Here is a 16,003-nt window from a genome sequence, read left to right as displayed (position 1 = left end):
CAGCCATGAATACGAAAACCGAAACCAAGACCGGCTTCACCCACGAGAAGGTGGAGACCAACAACCTGCTGATGATCGTGCTCATCCTGGTGGTGGTCGCCATCGGCGGGCTGGTCGAGATCGTGCCGCTGTTCTTCCAGAAGTCCACCACCGAGCCCATCCAGGGACTGAAGCCGCCCACCGCGCTGCAGTTGGCCGGGCGCGACGTGTACCTGCGCGAGGGTTGCTACAACTGCCACTCGCAGATGATCCGGCCGTTTCGCTCGGAGACGCTGCGCTACGGCCACTACTCGGTGGCGGGCGAATTCGTCTACGACCACCCGTTTCAATGGGGCAGCAAGCGCACCGGCCCCGACCTGCATCGCGTGGGCGGCAAGTACAGCGACGAGTGGCAGCGCATTCACCTGAACAACCCGCGCGACCTGGTGCCCGAGTCGAACATGCCGGCGTATCCGTGGCTCGGCAAGACGGTGGTGGATGCCGAGGCCATTCCGCGCCGCATGCGCGCGCTGCGCCGTGTCGGCGTGCCGTACACGGACGAAGAGATTGCCCGCGCCGCCGAAGAAGTCCGCGGCAAGACCGAGCTGGACGCCACCGTGGCGTACCTGCAATCGCTGGGCCTCACGCTCAAGTAGGGAGCAACCGAACCATGACCGACATCACCACCCTGCGCGTTGCCGCGACCCTTCTGTGCTTTGCGCTCTTCGTGGGCATCGTGGCGTGGGCCTATGCCCGCCGCAACACGGCCCGCTTCGAGGAAGCCGCCCGGCTGCCGTTCGAGCAAGACTGAAGAAGAGGGGCCCCCGATGAGCGATTTCGTCAACAACTTCTGGTCCAACTACATTGCCGCCGGCACCGTGCTGAGCATTCTCGGATGCATGCTGCTGCTGTGGCTCACCGCACGCAAGCGCGTGCCGTCGGATGCCGACAACACCACGGGCCATGTGTGGGACGAGGACCTTCGCGAAGCCAACAACCCGCTACCCATGTGGTGGGTCGGCCTCTTCGTGCTGACCATCTTCTTCTCGGCCGGCTACCTGGTGATCTTTCCGGGCCTGGGCAGCTTCAGCGGCCAGGCGAACTGGAGCACCGAGTCCGAGTACGGCACCGAAGTGGCCAAGGCCAACAAGGCGCTGGAGCCCGTGTATGCCGCATACGACAACATGCCCGCGGAAGACATTGCCCGCAATCCGAAGGCCATGGCCATCGGCGAGCGCCTGTTCATGAACAACTGCTCGCAATGCCACGGCTCCGATGCGCGCGGCAGCAAGGGCTTTCCCAACCTGACCGACAAGGACTGGCTGCACGGCGGCACGCCCGAGAAGATTGCCGAAAGCATCACCAAAGGCCGCATCGGCGTGATGCCCCCCATGGCTGCGGCAGTGGGCTCGCAAGACGACGTGAAGAACCTGGCGAACTACGTGCTGAGCCTTTCGGGCGAGCCGCACGATTCGGTGCGCGCGGGCCTCGGCAAGTCGAAGTTCACGGCTTGCGCCTCGTGCCACGGCATCGGCGGCGTCGGCAACCAGGCGGTGGGCGCGCCCAACCTCAGCGACAAGGTGTGGCTCCACGGCTATGGAGAGGCGGCCATCGTGCAGCTCGTCAACGCCGGCAAGCACAGCGCCATGCCCGCGCAGGAAGGCCGGCTGACCGAGGCGCAGATCAAGCTGCTTGCCGCCTACGTATGGGGCTTTTCCAACGCCCCGGCCGCAGGGCCCTGACAACGGCGCACCATGGACTCATCCGCACCCGCGAGCCCCGCCTCGCGCAAGATTATTCCCATTGCTCCGGCCGGCGCTGAAACGGGGGGGCTTTACGAGGCCACGAAGAAGATCTACCCGCGCAGCGTTCGCGGCGTGTTCGCGCGATGGCGCTGGGCAATGGTCTTTTTGACGCAGCTGGTGTTCTACGGCATGCCGTGGGCGCAGTGGGGCGAGCGGCAGCTGGTGCTGTTCGACCTGGCCGCGCGGCGCTTCTATGTCTTCGGATGGGTGCTGTATCCGCAAGACCTGATCTACCTCTCGGGCCTGCTGGTGGTCAGCGCCCTGGCGCTCTTTCTCTTTACCGCCGTGGCCGGGCGGCTGTGGTGCGGCTACGCCTGCCCGCAGACGGTGTACACCGAAATCTTCATGTGGGTGGAGCACAAGATAGAAGGCAACCGCACCGCACGCATGCGGCTCGACGCCGAGCCGATATCGGCCGAGAAGCTGGTGAAGAAGTGGTTCAAGCACCTGGTGTGGATCGGCATTGCGCTGTGGACCGGCTTCACCTTCGTGGGCTACTTCACGCCCATCCGCGAACTTGGCATGGCCTTCCTGCAGACCCGCATGGGCTCTTGGGAGGTGTTCTGGGTGTTCTTCTACGGCTTTGCAACGTACGGCAACGCGGGCTTCATGCGCGAGCAGGTGTGCAAGTACATGTGCCCGTACGCGCGCTTCCAGAGCGCCATGTTCGACCGCGACACGCTCATCGTCACCTACGACCCGAAGCGCGGCGAGCCGCGCGCGCCGCGCCGCAAGGGTCCCGATCCGCGCAGCATGGCGCTGGGCGACTGCATCGACTGCGGGCTCTGCGTGCAGGTGTGCCCCACGGGCATCGACATCCGCGAGGGGCTGCAATACGAGTGCATCGGCTGCGGCCTGTGCGTGGACGCCTGCGACACGGTGATGAAGAAGATGGCCTATGCGCCCCGGCTGATCCGCTACGACACGCAGAACGGCATGGAGGCCGGCTGGTCGCGCCGGCAACTGATGCGCCGCGTGCTGCGCCCCCGCGTGCTGGTCTACACCGCCGTGCTGGCGCTGCTGATGGCGGGGCTGCTTGCCAGCCTGGTCACGCGCACGCCGCTCAAGGTCGACGTGGTGCGCGACCGTGCATCGCTCGCCCGCATCGTCGAGGGCGGCCGGCTCGAGAACGTCTACCGCCTGCAGATCATGAATGCCACCGAAGAGCCGCGCGGCTACCGCATTGCCGCGCACGGCATCGAAGGGCTCAGCGTCTCGCCCGACGAGCGCGTCACGGTCGGGCCGGCGCAATCGCGATGGGTCGCGGTGCGGCTCCAGGTGCCCTACGGCGCCGCATCCGCCGGATCGCACGCGGTGTACTTCGACATCCGCGAAGAGGGCGCAGGCGGGGCCCAGGTGTCCGAAAAAGCGGTGTTCCTGGTGCCGCGCTGAAGGAGTCGATATGAACGTAACAAGCAACGAACCGGCGGCGAATGACCGTTGGTGGCGGCACCCGCTGCTGTGGATGGTGATTGCAGGGCCGGCGCTGGTGGTGGTCGCGAGCTTCGTGACCTTCTGGTACGCCTGGGACAGCCCCGACCCGCTGGTGTCGGCGGACTACTACCGCCGGGGCGTCGAGATCAACAAGACCCTGGCGGACAAGAAGCTGATGCCCGCGCTTGCCGGCCGGAACCATGCGGCAACCCCGGCCGAAGCCGTGCCCTTGCCGCGCCGCGAGGCCGCGCCATGAGCAACTCGCGCCAGCTGATCGGCATTCTGTGGCCTTCGTTCCTGCTGGCCTGCGCCATCGAGATCCTGGTGTTCGCGCTGGTCGATCCGTCCGATCTGCATTGGGGCGGCGAAGCACTGCGGATGTCGCGCCAGGGTGTCTACACCGTGGCTTTCTTTCTTTTCTGGGGCATGGCGGCGGCTTCCAGCGCATTCACCGCGCTGCTGGCCGAGCCGCCGTCCCGCGACCTTCCAGGACGTGCGCAATGACATTGCCTTCCACCGCCTGCGCCGACGTTGCCGACACCGCACCCCTGCCAGCCACCGTGCTGCGGCAGTTCGATGTTGCCGGCCCGCGCTATACCTCCTATCCCACCGCGGACCGCTTCGTGGAGGCCTTCGGCGCGGACGACTACGCCTCGGCGTTGCGCGCGCGGCGCGATGCCGGTGCCTCCGCGCCGCCGCTTTCGCTCTATGTGCATATTCCGTTCTGCGAATCGCTTTGCTACTACTGCGCCTGCAACAAGGTTGTGACGCGGCACCCCGAAAGGGCCGTGCAGTACCTGGCCTACCTGGAGCGTGAAACCCGGCTGCAGGCCGCGCAGCTCGGCCGCCGCGCCACCGTGAGCCAGCTGCACCTGGGCGGCGGCACGCCCACTTTCCTGAGCGATGCGCAGTTGGCAGGCCTTCTTGCCATGCTGCGCGAATCGTTCGACCTCGCTGCCGGCGGCGAGCAGTCCATCGAAATCGACCCCCGCACAGTCGATGCGGCCCGACTCGCGAACCTGGCGGCCCTGGGCTTCAACCGGCTGAGCTTCGGCGTGCAGGACTTCGATGCCGACGTGCAGAAGGCCGTGCACCGCATCCAGCCGGCGCACCAGGTGTTCGGGCTCATGGCCGATGCGCGGGCGCTGGGCTTCGAGTCGATCAACGTCGACCTGATCTACGGCCTGCCGCGCCAGAACGATGCGTCTTTTGCGCGCACGATGGACCAGGTCTGCGAGCTTCGGCCCGACCGGATTGCGCTCTATGCCTACGCCCATCTGCCCGAGCGCTTCAAGCCGCAGCGGCGCATTGCGGCCGAAGAACTGCCCGATGCCGAGACGCGGGTGCGCATGCTCTCCAGCGCCATTGCAACGCTCACCGCCGCGGGCTACGTCTACATAGGCATGGACCATTTCGCACTTCCCGGCGATCCGCTGGCGGTGGCCAAGCGGCAGGGGCGGCTGCAGCGCGACTTCCAGGGCTACAGCACCCAGCCGGAGGGCGACCTGGTGGCGCTGGGTGTTTCCGCCATTGGCCGCGTGGGCGCCACCTACAGCCAGAACGCCAAGACGGTGGACACCTACTACGACCTGCTCGACCAAGGCCGTCTTCCGGTGGTCCGCGGCATTGCGCTCTCGCGCGACGACGCGTTGCGGCGCGCGGTCATCATGGCGCTGATGTGCAAGGGCCGTGTCGGCTTCGATGCCATGGGCGAGGCACACCGCATCGATTTCCGGCACCACTTCGCGGCCGAGTTCGCGGCGCTCGGGCCGCTGGCCGCGCAGGGCATGGTCCGCCTGACCGACCACGACATCGAAGTCACGGCGCAGGGGTGGTTCGTGGTGCGTGCCATCGCCATGGTGTTCGACCGCTACTGCCGCGACAACCGCACCCGCTTTTCGCGCGTGGTCTGAACATGCAGGCCGCGCTTGCCGGTGCCGCTTTGCTGATGGGCCTGGCCACCGGGCCGCACTGCGTGGCCATGTGCGGTGCGGTGTCGGCCGCCGTGATCCGCATCGTGCCGGTTCACGCTGGCGCTTCGTCCGCAACCGCAGGTGGCTCCGCACCGGCTGCGCAAGCGGCCTTTCACATCGGGCGCATCGCAAGCTACGCCGTGGCGGGCGCCGTCGCCGCGGCCAGCGTGAACAGCCTGGCGCTGGCCGGTGTGCAAGTCGCCGCGCTCAAGCCGCTCTGGATGCTGCTGCATGTGTTCGTCTTCGCCTGGGGCGCGACGCTGGCGATCGCGGGGCGGCAGCCGGCGTGGGCACGGCGCGTCGGGCGCACGCTCGAAGCCCGCCTTCGTTCGCACGCGGGAGGCACGCCATGGGGTGTTCTGGCGACCGGCGCGCTCTGGGTGGCCATGCCTTGCGGGCTGCTCTATTCGGCATTGCTGCTTGCCAGCCTGGCCAATGGGCCCGTGCAGGGCGGGGTGGCGATGATGCTGTTCGCCGTGGGCAGCGGACTCTCCCTGGTGCTGGCGCCGTGGCTCTGGCAGCGGCTGCGGTGGAGCGGTGGCGGCTCTCAGGCCTGGGGTGCACGCCTTGCCGGTATCTTGCTCGCGGCCGTGGCGCTGCAGGCGCTCTGGTCCGACCTCGGCCGCCAGATCGAGATCTGGTGCCGCTGAACCCCGTGCGCCGGGGGCGCGCCTTTTGTTGACCTGTATCAAAGGCCCGCACGCCACCCGTTCGCAGAATTGCCGCATCTGTCCTAGAGGTGCCAATGCAATCCGTCTTGTTCTCCGGAGTTTTCGATCTTCCATGGTGGGGTGCCGTGCTGGTGGCGTTGGCGCTCACGCACGTCACCATTGCCTCGGTCACCATCTTCCTGCACCGCCACCAGGCCCATCGTGCGCTGGAGCTGCATCCGGTGGCCAGCCATTTCTTTCGCTTCTGGCTGTGGCTGACCACCGGCATGGTCACGAAGGAGTGGGCGGCGGTGCACCGCAAGCACCATGCAAAGTGCGACACGCCCGAAGATCCGCACAGCCCCCAGGTGTTCGGGCTTTCCCGCGTGCTGTGGGGCGGCGTGTTCCTCTACATCCGCGAGAGCAACGTGGCGCAGACCATTGCACGCTACGGCCATGGCACGCCGGACGACTGGATCGAGCGCAAGCTGTATTCGCGCCACAAGATCCTCGGCATCGTGTTGATGGGCGTGGTGGACATGGCGCTCTTCGGCGCGGTGCCCGGCGGGTTGATCCTGCTCACGCAGATCGCCTGGATTCCGTTCTGGGCCGCGGGCGTGGTCAACGGCATCGGCCACTACTGGGGCTACCGCAACTGGCAGGCACCGGATTCCAGCACCAACATTTCGCCGATCGGCATCCTGATCGGCGGTGAGGAGCTGCACAACAACCACCATGCCTTTCCCAGCTCGGCGAAGCTGTCCAACAAGTGGTACGAGTTCGATGTGGGCTGGCTCTACATTCGCGTGCTGCAGGCGCTCGGCCTTGCCACCGTGAAGCATGTGGCACCGACGGCACGGCTCGCCGCACCCAAGCCAACTGTCGACCTGGAGACCGTGCAGGCAGTCATCCGCTGCCACTACGACGTGCTTTCGAGCTACGGCCGCTCGCTGAAGCAGGCCTATGCCGAGGAGTTCGGCCGGCTGCGCCGCCTTTCTCCACGCGAGGCGCGCTCGCTGCAAGCGGTGAAGCGCTGGCTGCCCAAGGACGAACGCATGCTCGACGAGTCGCGGCGCGCACGGGTTGCAACGGCTTTGCGCGGATCGCATGCACTGGCCACGATGTACTCGATGCGCCGGGAACTGACCGCGCTGTGGAGCCGTTCCGCTGCAACCGGCGAACAACTCGTCAAGCAGCTGCAGGACTGGTGCCATCGCGCGGAAGCCAGCGGCATTGCGCCGCTGGCCGAGTTCTCCAGGCGCCTTCGTTCCTACGCCTGAGCCGGGTGTCCCACAGGAGCCGTTCATGACCCACGCGACCATTCGCATCATTCGCCAGGAGCATGCGGCCCTTGCCGCAATGCTGCGCTCCATCACCATGCTGCTGGAGCAGCACCGCCGCAAGGGAACGCGGCCCGACTTCGCCGCCTTGCGGGCCATGCTGTTCTACGTGGACGAATTTCCCGAGAAGCGCCATCACCGCAAGGAGAGCGAGCTGCTGTTTCCCAAGCTGCGCGCCAGAACGCCGATCTCGCGCGAACTGATGGACCGGCTCGACAACGACCATGCCTGGGGCGAGCGAAAGGTGCGCAACGTCGAGCATGCGCTGCTGGCGTTCGAGATGCTGGGCGAGTCGCGCCGGGCTGCATTCGAAACGGCCATGGCGCAGTACGTCGAGTTCTACCTGGATCATATGTCGGTGGAAGAGCGCGAGATTCTTCCGCTTGCCGAACGGGTGCTGACTGCCGACGACTGGCGCGAGCTCGACGAGGCCTTCGGCAGGAACCGCGATCCGCTCACCGGCTACCGGCCGGAGCGGGAATACGAGGCGCTTTTCACCCGCATCGTGAACATCGTGCCCGCGCCCATCGGCCTGGGGTCTGCATAGCGCGGCAGCAGACATCCGCTCCTCTTCAAGAAAAACCAACCAAGGAACATCATGAAAATTCTTCTCGCCGTGGACGGCAGCGAATACACCGCCCGCATGCTCGACTACATCGGCGCGCACAAGGAATGGGCGAACGCAGGCCATGCGTTCACCGTCTTCAACGCCGTGGTTCCGGTGCCGCACCGGGCCGCGGCATTCGCGGGGCCCGACCTCGTGCACACCTACTACGAGGACGAAGCCCGCGTCGTGCTGCAGCCGGTGCGCGCCGCGCTGGCCGCGCGCGGCATCGAGGCCGCGTTCGCACACAAGGTCGGCCATCCGGCGGACGAGATCGCCGCTTTTGCGGAGCACGGCAAGTTCGACCTCCTGGTCATGGGTTCGCGCGGGGAGGGGGCGTTGACCAACCTCGTGCTGGGTTCCGTCGCCATGAAGGTGCTGGCCCGCTGCACGGTGCCTGTGCTGCTGGTGCGCTGATACACGCCGGACACAAACCATTCACGGAGCGTTACCCACCGACTCCTGCTGTTGTCACTGTGTTGCCGGGCGCTTCATAGCATCCATCCATCGACCCGCGATGCACACAATAAACAGGAGCGCTCACATGTTCAACCCGTCCCAGACTCAGGCCGCCGTACCCGCAATGAGCGGCTTTCTTGCCGCAGGCGCATTGCCGAAGACCGGCGTGGCGGTCCACGAGCGGGCCAGCCACAAGTTGATGGAGACGCAAAAGCTGCTGAAGGAGCGCCTGGACCCGCAACGCCGCGTGGTGCATGCCGGCGACGTGGTCTACCAGGCCGGCGAGCGCTTCGGCAACCTCTACATCCTGAACTCGGGTTTCTTCAAGATCGTGAACCTGTCGGCCGACGGCCGCGAGCAGGTGGTGGGCTTGAAGTTTCGCGGCGACTGGCTGGGCTTCGACGGCATTGCCGGGGGCTGCTACTCGTGCGACGCGGTCGCCATGGACACCGGCGAGGTCTGGGTGGTGTCGTACGAGTCGCTGCTGGCCGCCGCCCTTGCCGAACCCGCCTTGCTGCAGGTGTTCCACACGGCAATGAGCCGCGAGATCGCGCATGACCGCGATTCGCTGATGTCCGTGTGCACGCTGCCCGCCGATGCGCGCGTGGCGGACTTCCTGCGCTACTGGGCGGAGTCGCTGGCCGAGCGCGGCATGCGCGCCGACCAGATCACGCTGCGCATGACGCGCGCCGAAATCGGCAACTACCTGGGCATGACGCTGGAAAGCGTGAGCCGCGCGCTCTCGCGGCTGGCGCGCGACAAGGTGATCGAGTTCGTTGAAAAAGGCCGCCGCGACGTGCAGATTCCCGATGTGGGCGCCTTGTCTGCCTTCGTGCAGCGCTGCCTTGCGCCGGCACCCGCCATGCTGCAGTGACCGCCGCCTTCGTTCCGGCTCAGCGTCGCTCGCCGGTGGGCAGGCGGCGAGCCACTTCGCGGCAGGCTTGCACAAAGCGCTGCGCAGCAGCGGCGTCGGGGCCGTCGAGCGCCGGCAGCTCCCCTGCGGCGCCGCGCGAGGACGAAAGGGCGATGCCAAGGGAACGCCGCAGGGTCGCGGGGATGTCCTCGTCTTCGACGAGAAGAAGAGCGGCGATGCGTGCGGCCCTTGGTGTCAACTCCACGGCCTGTTCATACAGAGGGCCGATTCGCATGGGTGTTCGCGCAATCACATCAATCGCAATCCCCGGTTGAACTGCATCAAGGTCTTGAGCGGCGCCGGCACATTGCCCATCTTCGCGATCTCGGCACGGCCATCTTCGGTGATGCGGATCACAGTGGCCATGCGCGACGATACGTAGGGCGAGGTCGGCTTGAGCGTCGTGATCTCGGCCTCTATCAAGCCTGTGGCCAAGAGCACCGAGACGTGCCGGATCTCTTCCGGATTGGCGACACGAACCGGTAGCTGCACATGCTGCAGCCTGTTCAAGAACGAAAGCGGCATTCGATTCTCCGATGCAGGTGTTGACCCTTTCGGGGGGAACACCTCGGGGGCAAACCATGTGCCCAGCCGCGCCCCCCGGTCGCGGTCTACTGGTTGTAGCATCTGCCCGGGTTATCACCTATGCGCCAAATGGCTACGGTCTGGCGGTAGTAGAAAGACTTACTGCATATATCGCTGCGAATTGTTCCGCCGCGATGTCTGGTACAAAAGGCCGATGACCGTTCCACTCGCGGTTTCCCTCGTCGATCTCCTCTTCGGACTGGCGCTCGGGCCCTCCGGCGGGGCAGCTCGCAACCGCTGCTCGCTCGAAGGCCTCGCCTGGAAAAAGTCCAGCGAGGAAGGCGTGCTCGAGGTCGCTATCCAGGAACTGGAAGCGACCGCGCTGCAGTTTGCGTCGGGGCCCTTTGTGCTCGATATCGGCCGCATCGCCGCGCATGCAATCACAGGCGAGGTGCGCACCACCGAGGCCGGCGTGCTGAGCCTCTCCGCCGTCGAGGCAACCGAGGCCGAGCTCTCGGGGGTCAGGTTGCAGGGGCCCTTGGTCATGCCGCCGCAAATCCAGACGGCGTTGCATGCCCTGCAGGGCGCCGGCGGCGCGGCGCCCACTGCCGGTGGTGCCACCACGCCCCAGGCGGCGGCCGAAGCCTGGCGCTTAGGCCCGCTCGGGCAGGCCGAGGGCACGATTCGCGGGCGGATCACCGATGCGCACCTGCTGTTCGATGCTGATGTGACGGTGCCCATAGAGCATGGCCAGATCGACTTCAACGACGCGACAGTCGAGCACGTGGGCCCGGATTCGCGCATGGGCGTGAGCCGGCTCGGGCTCTATGTCGATGCGCCGAACGGGCGCAGCTACCTGTACCAGTTCGCTTCGGCGCCGCTTGCCGGCGTGGAGTTCGAGCGTCGTGGTGCCTTGCTGAGCCCATGGGTTTCCGAGCGCGGCAAGCTGCACTTGCAGGCGTTTGCCGAGGCCATGCTGCGCCAGTGCATGGGCGGCCAGGGCCAGGGATTGACCGAGCAGGCGCGCTTGCTGCTCGGCCGAACGGCGATTTCGGGCGAGGTGCAGCTCGGCGATGGGGTTCTTGCCGTGCCGGGTGCGCAGGCGCACATGGAGGGCCGCGGCGAGGGGCGCAACGCCGTCGGCATGCGCTCCGATGCGCTCGGCCAGGGCCTGACCGTCGAGTTGGCTTCGCTCTCAGCGCGAGATGCGGCCGCGAAGTGGCGTGGCGTTCAGCTGGGCTGCGAGAGGATTACCGCGCGGCTCAAGCTGCAGCTCCTGATCGAAGGCGCGCAGATGCGCTTCGTGATCGAGATCGAGAACTGCAAGCTCGCAGGGCTGCGGCTCGATCTTTAGGGCCGGCCTGGCTCAGGCGGCCTGCGGAAGGTAGCTGGGCCGCGGCGCCGTCATGCCGCGCTTGACCTGCTGGGTGAGCTCGTCGGCCAGCACTTCGTCGTCGCCCGCTTCGAGCCCGTCGAGCGCACGCCTGACGATTTCTTCAGGGCTGGACTTGGGAACGTCGAACCCTTGTGTCATGCCGGTATCGACATAGGCCATGTGCAGCCCCAACACCTGGGTCTGCTGCGCCGACAGTTCGCTGCGCAAGGCATTGGTGAGCGACCAGGCCGCCGACTTGCTGGCCGAATACGCCGCCAGCTCGCCGCCGTTCACCCACGATGCAACCGACAGCACATTGAGCAGCGCACCGCCGCCGTTGGCCTTGAGAACCGGCGCGAAGGCCTTGCTCATGCGCAGCACCGCGAAGAAGTTGGTCTCGAAGATGCGCCGCGCAACCTCTTCGCTGTCGGCTGCGAGAAAGCCGCCCACCTGGGCAATGCCCGCGTTGTTGATCACCAGCGTCACGTCGGACGCCAGCGCTGCGGCGGCCGCCACGTCTTGCGGGTTATTGACGTCCAGCCGCAGCGCCTGAACGCCCGACTGGGTCACAGCCACGGGGTCGCGTGCGCCGGCATACACCTTGCGCGCGCCGCGGGCGAGCAGCTCGCGTGCAAACACCAGGCCGATGCCGCGATTGGCGCCGGTGACAAGGGCGACGGAATTTTCGATCTTCATGGGAATCTCCAGGGTGGGGTGGGGGGACGAACGAAGCTCACTTGACCTTGATGACGACCTTGCCCTTGGCACGGCCTGCTTCGACATAGGCCAGGGCTTCATTGGTGGAGTCGAACGGGAACACGCGGTCCATCACAGGGCGGATGGCGCCAGCCTCGATCAGGCCGGTGATCTCGCGCAGCTGGCTCCCGTTCGCCCTCATGAAAAGAAACGAGAAACCGACGCCGCGGCCCTTGGCCCTGCGCCGGATGCCCGCGCTCAGGAGCCGCATGACGAGCTTCACGAAGCCGGGCGCTCCGCTTTGCTTGCCGAACTCGGGGTCGGGCGGGCCGGAAATGGTGATGAGCTTTCCGCCGCGCTTGAGCACGTGGAGCGATTTTTCCAGCGTCTTGCCGTCCTGGCTGTTCAGCACCACGTCGTAGTCCCGCAAGACATCCTCGAAGTCTTGCGACCGGTAGTCGACGACGACATCCGCGCCCAGGCTCTTGACGAGGGCCGCATTGGCCGCGCTCGTCGTCGTGGCGACTGTCGCGCCCAGGTGCTTGGCCAGCTGGATGGCAAAGGTGCCCACACCGCCCGAGCCTGCCTGGATGAAGACCTTCTGACCCTTCATGAGCGAGGCTTTCTCGAGCAGTGCCTGCCACGCCGTCAACGCCACCAGCGGAATGGAGGCTGCTTCCTCCATCGTCAGGTTGTTGGGCTTGCGCGCGAGCGATGCCTCCTTGACCGGAACGAACTCGGCGAAGGTGCCAATGCGGAAGTCATCCACCCTCGCATACACCTCGTCGCCCGGCTTGAACTGCCGCACGAGCGCACCGGCCTTCACGACCACGCCCGCCACGTCATGGCCCAGCACCAAGGGCACTCGGTAGGGCAGGATGAGCTTGAACTCGCCGTTTCGGATCTTGGCGTCCAGCAGGTTCACGCCGGCGGCATGAACCTCGACCAGGACCTCGTCGTCGCGCAGCTCCGGCGTTGGCATCTCCGCCGCTCGCAGCGGCCGCTTCTTGCCGTACCGGTCAAAAACAAAAGCTTTCATGGTCTTCCTTGTTTCCTGGCGGACCCAGGTTTGGCGAACGGCGTCGATGCCGGGATATTCAACTTCATTTCGCATTATGTTCATCATATTTTCAGGCGAAAAAACAGGCATCGTTTGGCGGTGGATTCAAGCAGCGCCGAGGTGCTTCAGTGCGGCTTCGCGCAGGCTGGCCGACAGTGCCGGCTCGTCGACCGCGCGCGCCAGGAGCAGCGTGCCCACCATGGTGGCGACCGTCACAAGGGCCCGCTCATGGGCACCGGGCTGCCCCCAGTCGGGCGACTGCCGGGCGACAAGATCGATCATCTCCTTGACGTGGCGAGTGGTGGCGCGGCGCACCTCCGGCGCCTGGCGCGGCGTTTCAGAACCCAGCGCGGCAAGGGGACAGCCGAGTTCGACCTGCGCCACGTGCTCTGGGGAAAGATAGGTGCGAAGCATCACGGCCAGCGCCTGCTCGGGCGGCGCACTGGCTGCCACGTTGACGGCCACCGCGGCCGACTCGGCACACGCACGGCTTGCCGCTTCAGCCAGCATGGCCTCGCGGGATTCGAAATGGGCATAGAAGGCGCCGTGGGTCAGCCCGGCTTCCTTCATGATGTCCGCGACGCCGGTTCCGCCGTAGCCGCTGCGGCGGATGGCGCGTGCGGCCGCGGACACGATGCGCTCGTGCGAGGCTTCCTTGGCAGAGGTTCTGGTTCCGTGCTTTGCATTTCGCATGATGTTCATCATACATTGTTTGACAAAGATGCGTACGCCGACCTGTCGGGCAGCGAGGAATTGCGGGGCTAGGCCGCTTGCCGCAGGGATGCGCGCGCGCACGCCAGGAAGGGCTCGATCAGCGGGCTCTGCCAATCGCTGCGCCAACAGGCGGCAATGTCCATCTTTGCATCGGCGTTGCGCAAAGGCCTGAACACCACGCCGGGCGGCCGCCCGATGCGGGCGCATGCGGGCAGGATCGCCACCCCCTTGCCGGCAAGCACAAGCGCCAGGGCAGACACCATGGTTTCGACGCGCTGCGCGATCGGCATGCTGATGTCGTGCCGCCGGAGCATCGATGCGACAACGGACTTGTCGATGCCGCCCGGGGGAAGGGGCAGCCCGATGAGGGGCAGCGCCGAGAGCCGCTCCAGTGGAATGCTGGACATGCGGGCCAGGGGGGAATCCGCGCGCACGGCCAGCATCAAAGGCTGGGTGCCGATGCGCTCGACCGCAATTCCCGGCTGGGCGATGGGCGGAATGCAGATGGCCACGGACACCTCCGACTCGGTGACGGCCGAGACGTTGTTGACCGCGTTCAGCTCCACGTACTGGATTTCCACGTCCGGCAGCTTTGCCCGCAGCATGTTTTCGAGCCGGGGCAGCACCAGGTAGGAAAGCACGACCATGGTCCCCACGGTGAGCCGGCCCCTGCTGCCCGAGCCGATGGCGCGCGCCGCGTCGAAGCCTTCGTTGGCAAGGAGCAGCGCCTCTTTCGCCCGTTGGAAGAGGGCGTTGCCGGCGTCGGTAATTTCCATGCCGCGCGCGGCCCTGCGAAACAGGGGCGTGCCCACCGCCGCTTCCAGGTTCTTGATGTGAACCGACAGCGGCGGCTGGGCCATGTTGAGCCGGCGCGCCGCCTTGCCGACGCTGCGCTCCTCGGCAACGGCCACGAAGTAGCGGAGCGTTCTGAAGTCTGGTGCAGCCATACGCCGATCGTATGTGTTTTGCAGAAAACAGTATTGGACCGGGATGGTGCGGTGCGTCAATCATCTGCGCATGAAAGAGTTTCCGCACCTTCCGAAGTCCGAAATCTGCGGAATGTCCGCCGTGGCATTGCGCACCCTCGTCGCGCAGCGAAAGCTCTCGCCGGTGGAGATCGTCGAAGAGGTATTGCGCCGCGCCGATGCGGTGCAGCCGCACCTGAACTGCTTCATCACGCTGTGCCATGAGCAGGCGATGGCGCAAGCCAGGGAGGCGGAAAGCGCATTGATGCGGGGCGAGGCGTCGGGCCTGCTCCACGGTCTGCCGTTCACGGTGAAGGACATCGTCGACACCGCGGGCGTGAGGACCACCTACGGCTCCCTGCTGCACCGCGACCATGTTCCCACCCAGGACGCGCTCGCCGTCGCGCGCATGCACCAGGCGGGCGGCATTCTCATCGGCAAGACGACCACGTCGGAGTTCGGTGCCAAGTGCCTGACCGATGCGCCTCTTTTCGGAAGCACCCGCAACGCATGGGATGCCTCGCGCACGAGCGGCGGCTCCAGCGGGGGCGCCGCCGCATCCATGGCGGCGGGTGTGGCGCCGCTGGCCATTGCCACCGACGGCGGCGGCTCGACCCGCATTCCCGCGGCGTGCAACGGCGTGGTGGGCCTCAAGCAGAGCCTGGGCGTGGTGCCCCACAGCCAGGTACAGGACGCATTCGGCAACTACACCTACGTGACGCCCACCACACGCAATGTGGCCGACACCGCGCTCATGCTGCAGGCCATGACGGGCCCCCATGGCTCCGACCCGTGGTCGCTGGGCGTACCGGCGCAGCCTTACTTCGATGCGCTGCAGCCCGGCGGCGATCTTCGCGGCAAGCGGGTTCTCTACTGCGCGGCACCCGAGGGGCGGCCGATCTCCGCCGACGTCGCGGCCGCATTCGAGGGGGCTCTTTCAACACTGCGTTCGATGGGCGCCGAACTCGTGGAGATGCCGGGCGAGGGGTACGACGTGGAGCCGGTCTGGCGGGTGATCAACCACACCAGCTGGCGCGGCCGCTTCGCTCCGTTGGCCGAGGCGCACGCCGGCGAGCTGAGTCCGTCGCTGCTGCGGCAGCTCGCGCTCGCGGAGCATGTCGACGGGGTTGCGTTCCAGCAGGCCATGTTTGCCAGGACCGCGCTCTTTCGCAAGGTGCAGGCGCAGCTGGAGGCGAACGACTTCATCTTCACGCCGACCCTCTCGCGAACGGCCCTGCCGATCGACCAGGACCTGTTCGACCCCATCGAGATCGACGGCAAGGCCTATGCCGAGGTGCGGCCGAACTGGTTTCCCTGGACGATGCCTTTCAACCTCACGGGCCATCCCGCCATCAGCCTGCCATGCGGCGCGGGCCGCGACGGCCTGCCCATCGGCATGCAGCTCGTCGGCCGGTTTCGCGAGGACTTGCAGCTGCTGCAAGCCGCCGCTTCCTTCGAGGCCAGGCACCGGCCGGCAAACCCGCTGCCCACGCTGGCCTTCTGAGTTCTCC

General features: G+C 66.5%; 20 protein-coding genes. 14 read left to right on the top strand and 6 right to left on the bottom strand.

The window, feature by feature from the left end; genetic code table 11:
* Positions 1–5 precede the first annotated feature (5 nt).
* The 12 genes from ccoO (at position 6) to V9K97_RS14560 (ending at position 9,118) form a co-directional block, all read left to right on the top strand.
* Positions 6–635, top strand: a complete 630-nt coding sequence (gene ccoO / locus V9K97_RS14615; protein WP_337318891.1) for a cytochrome-c oxidase, cbb3-type subunit II — start codon at positions 6–8, stop codon at positions 633–635.
* A 14-nt stretch (positions 636–649) separates the two neighbouring features.
* A complete protein-coding gene (locus V9K97_RS14610; RefSeq protein WP_258505517.1) occupies positions 650–790 on the top strand; it encodes a cbb3-type cytochrome oxidase subunit 3 in 141 nt (46 codons plus the stop codon).
* 16 nt (positions 791–806) lie between these two features.
* Positions 807–1,721: a cytochrome-c oxidase, cbb3-type subunit III gene (gene ccoP, locus V9K97_RS14605; protein WP_337318888.1), complete on the top strand. Its 915-nt coding sequence runs from the start codon at positions 807–809 to the stop codon at positions 1,719–1,721.
* Positions 1,722–1,733: 12 nt separating this feature from the next.
* Complete coding sequence (ccoG, locus tag V9K97_RS14600; protein ID WP_337318886.1) at positions 1,734–3,176, top strand: cytochrome c oxidase accessory protein CcoG; 1,443 nt, start codon at positions 1,734–1,736, stop codon at positions 3,174–3,176.
* Between the two features lie 10 nt (positions 3,177–3,186).
* On the top strand, positions 3,187–3,474 hold the full coding sequence (locus V9K97_RS14595; RefSeq protein WP_337318884.1) for a FixH family protein: 288 nt from the start codon (positions 3,187–3,189) through the stop codon (positions 3,472–3,474).
* Positions 3,471–3,722 (top strand): hypothetical protein, encoded by a 252-nt coding sequence (locus V9K97_RS14590; protein WP_337318882.1) that lies wholly within the window; start codon positions 3,471–3,473, stop codon positions 3,720–3,722. The genes V9K97_RS14595 and V9K97_RS14590 overlap by 4 nt, the downstream gene beginning before the upstream one ends.
* Positions 3,719–5,131 (top strand): oxygen-independent coproporphyrinogen III oxidase, encoded by a 1,413-nt coding sequence (hemN, locus tag V9K97_RS14585; protein WP_337318880.1) that lies wholly within the window; start codon positions 3,719–3,721, stop codon positions 5,129–5,131. Before V9K97_RS14590 ends, hemN begins: the two co-directional genes overlap by 4 nt.
* 2 nt (positions 5,132–5,133) lie before the next feature.
* The gene (locus V9K97_RS14580) at positions 5,134–5,841 is read left to right on the top strand and encodes a sulfite exporter TauE/SafE family protein (RefSeq protein WP_337318878.1); all 708 of its coding nucleotides are present in this window, start codon (positions 5,134–5,136) and stop codon (positions 5,839–5,841) included.
* A 95-nt stretch (positions 5,842–5,936) separates the two neighbouring features.
* On the top strand, positions 5,937–7,121 hold the full coding sequence (locus tag V9K97_RS14575; RefSeq protein ID WP_337318876.1) for a DesA family fatty acid desaturase: 1,185 nt from the start codon (positions 5,937–5,939) through the stop codon (positions 7,119–7,121).
* 25 nt (positions 7,122–7,146) lie between these two features.
* On the top strand, positions 7,147–7,728 hold the full coding sequence (locus tag V9K97_RS14570; protein ID WP_337318874.1) for a hemerythrin domain-containing protein: 582 nt from the start codon (positions 7,147–7,149) through the stop codon (positions 7,726–7,728).
* Between the two features lie 51 nt (positions 7,729–7,779).
* A complete protein-coding gene (locus tag V9K97_RS14565) occupies positions 7,780–8,202 on the top strand; it encodes a universal stress protein (protein WP_258505523.1) in 423 nt (140 codons plus the stop codon).
* Positions 8,203–8,329: 127 nt separating this feature from the next.
* A complete protein-coding gene (locus V9K97_RS14560) occupies positions 8,330–9,118 on the top strand; it encodes a Crp/Fnr family transcriptional regulator (RefSeq protein ID WP_258505525.1) in 789 nt (262 codons plus the stop codon).
* A gap of 19 nt (positions 9,119–9,137) precedes the next feature.
* Here V9K97_RS14560 and V9K97_RS14555 read toward each other — a convergent pair whose 3' ends face one another.
* On the bottom strand, positions 9,138–9,392 hold the full coding sequence (locus V9K97_RS14555; protein WP_337318872.1) for a hypothetical protein: 255 nt from the start codon (positions 9,390–9,392) through the stop codon (positions 9,138–9,140).
* 14 nt (positions 9,393–9,406) lie between these two features.
* Entirely contained in the window at positions 9,407–9,682 is a 276-nt protein-coding gene (locus V9K97_RS14550) for a hypothetical protein (protein ID WP_337318870.1), read from the bottom strand.
* A 214-nt stretch (positions 9,683–9,896) separates the two neighbouring features.
* On the opposite strand from V9K97_RS14550, the gene V9K97_RS14545 reads away from it, so the two are divergent.
* Positions 9,897–11,036, top strand: coding sequence for a hypothetical protein (locus V9K97_RS14545; RefSeq protein ID WP_337318868.1), 1,140 nt, complete (start codon positions 9,897–9,899; stop codon positions 11,034–11,036).
* Positions 11,037–11,048: 12 nt separating this feature from the next.
* On the opposite strand, the gene V9K97_RS14540 is transcribed toward V9K97_RS14545, so the two are convergent.
* The 4 genes from V9K97_RS14540 to V9K97_RS14525 all read right to left on the bottom strand — a co-directional run bounded on the left by V9K97_RS14540 (position 11,049) and on the right by V9K97_RS14525 (position 14,474).
* Positions 11,049–11,753: an SDR family oxidoreductase gene (locus V9K97_RS14540; protein WP_337318866.1), complete on the bottom strand. Its 705-nt coding sequence runs from the start codon at positions 11,751–11,753 to the stop codon at positions 11,049–11,051.
* Positions 11,754–11,790: 37 nt separating this feature from the next.
* A complete protein-coding gene (locus tag V9K97_RS14535) occupies positions 11,791–12,792 on the bottom strand; it encodes an NADP-dependent oxidoreductase (protein ID WP_337318864.1) in 1,002 nt (333 codons plus the stop codon).
* 126 nt (positions 12,793–12,918) lie between these two features.
* A complete protein-coding gene (locus tag V9K97_RS14530; protein ID WP_337318863.1) occupies positions 12,919–13,518 on the bottom strand; it encodes a TetR/AcrR family transcriptional regulator in 600 nt (199 codons plus the stop codon).
* A gap of 56 nt (positions 13,519–13,574) precedes the next feature.
* Positions 13,575–14,474 carry a LysR family transcriptional regulator gene (locus V9K97_RS14525; RefSeq protein WP_337318860.1) on the bottom strand — a complete coding sequence of 300 codons (900 nt, stop codon included), beginning with the start codon at positions 14,472–14,474 and terminating at the stop codon, positions 13,575–13,577.
* 112 nt (positions 14,475–14,586) lie between these two features.
* On the opposite strand from V9K97_RS14525, the gene V9K97_RS14520 reads away from it, so the two are divergent.
* Positions 14,587–15,996 (top strand): amidase, encoded by a 1,410-nt coding sequence (locus V9K97_RS14520; RefSeq protein WP_337318858.1) that lies wholly within the window; start codon positions 14,587–14,589, stop codon positions 15,994–15,996.
* Positions 15,997–16,003: the final 7 nt, after the last annotated feature.

Origin of the sequence: Variovorax sp. CCNWLW186, assembly GCF_037203865.1 — a bacterium.
Classification (GTDB): Bacteria; Pseudomonadota; Gammaproteobacteria; order Burkholderiales; family Burkholderiaceae_C; genus Variovorax.
Note: the sequence above shows the minus strand (reverse complement) of the source record. Positions and strands in the feature narration are given on the sequence as shown.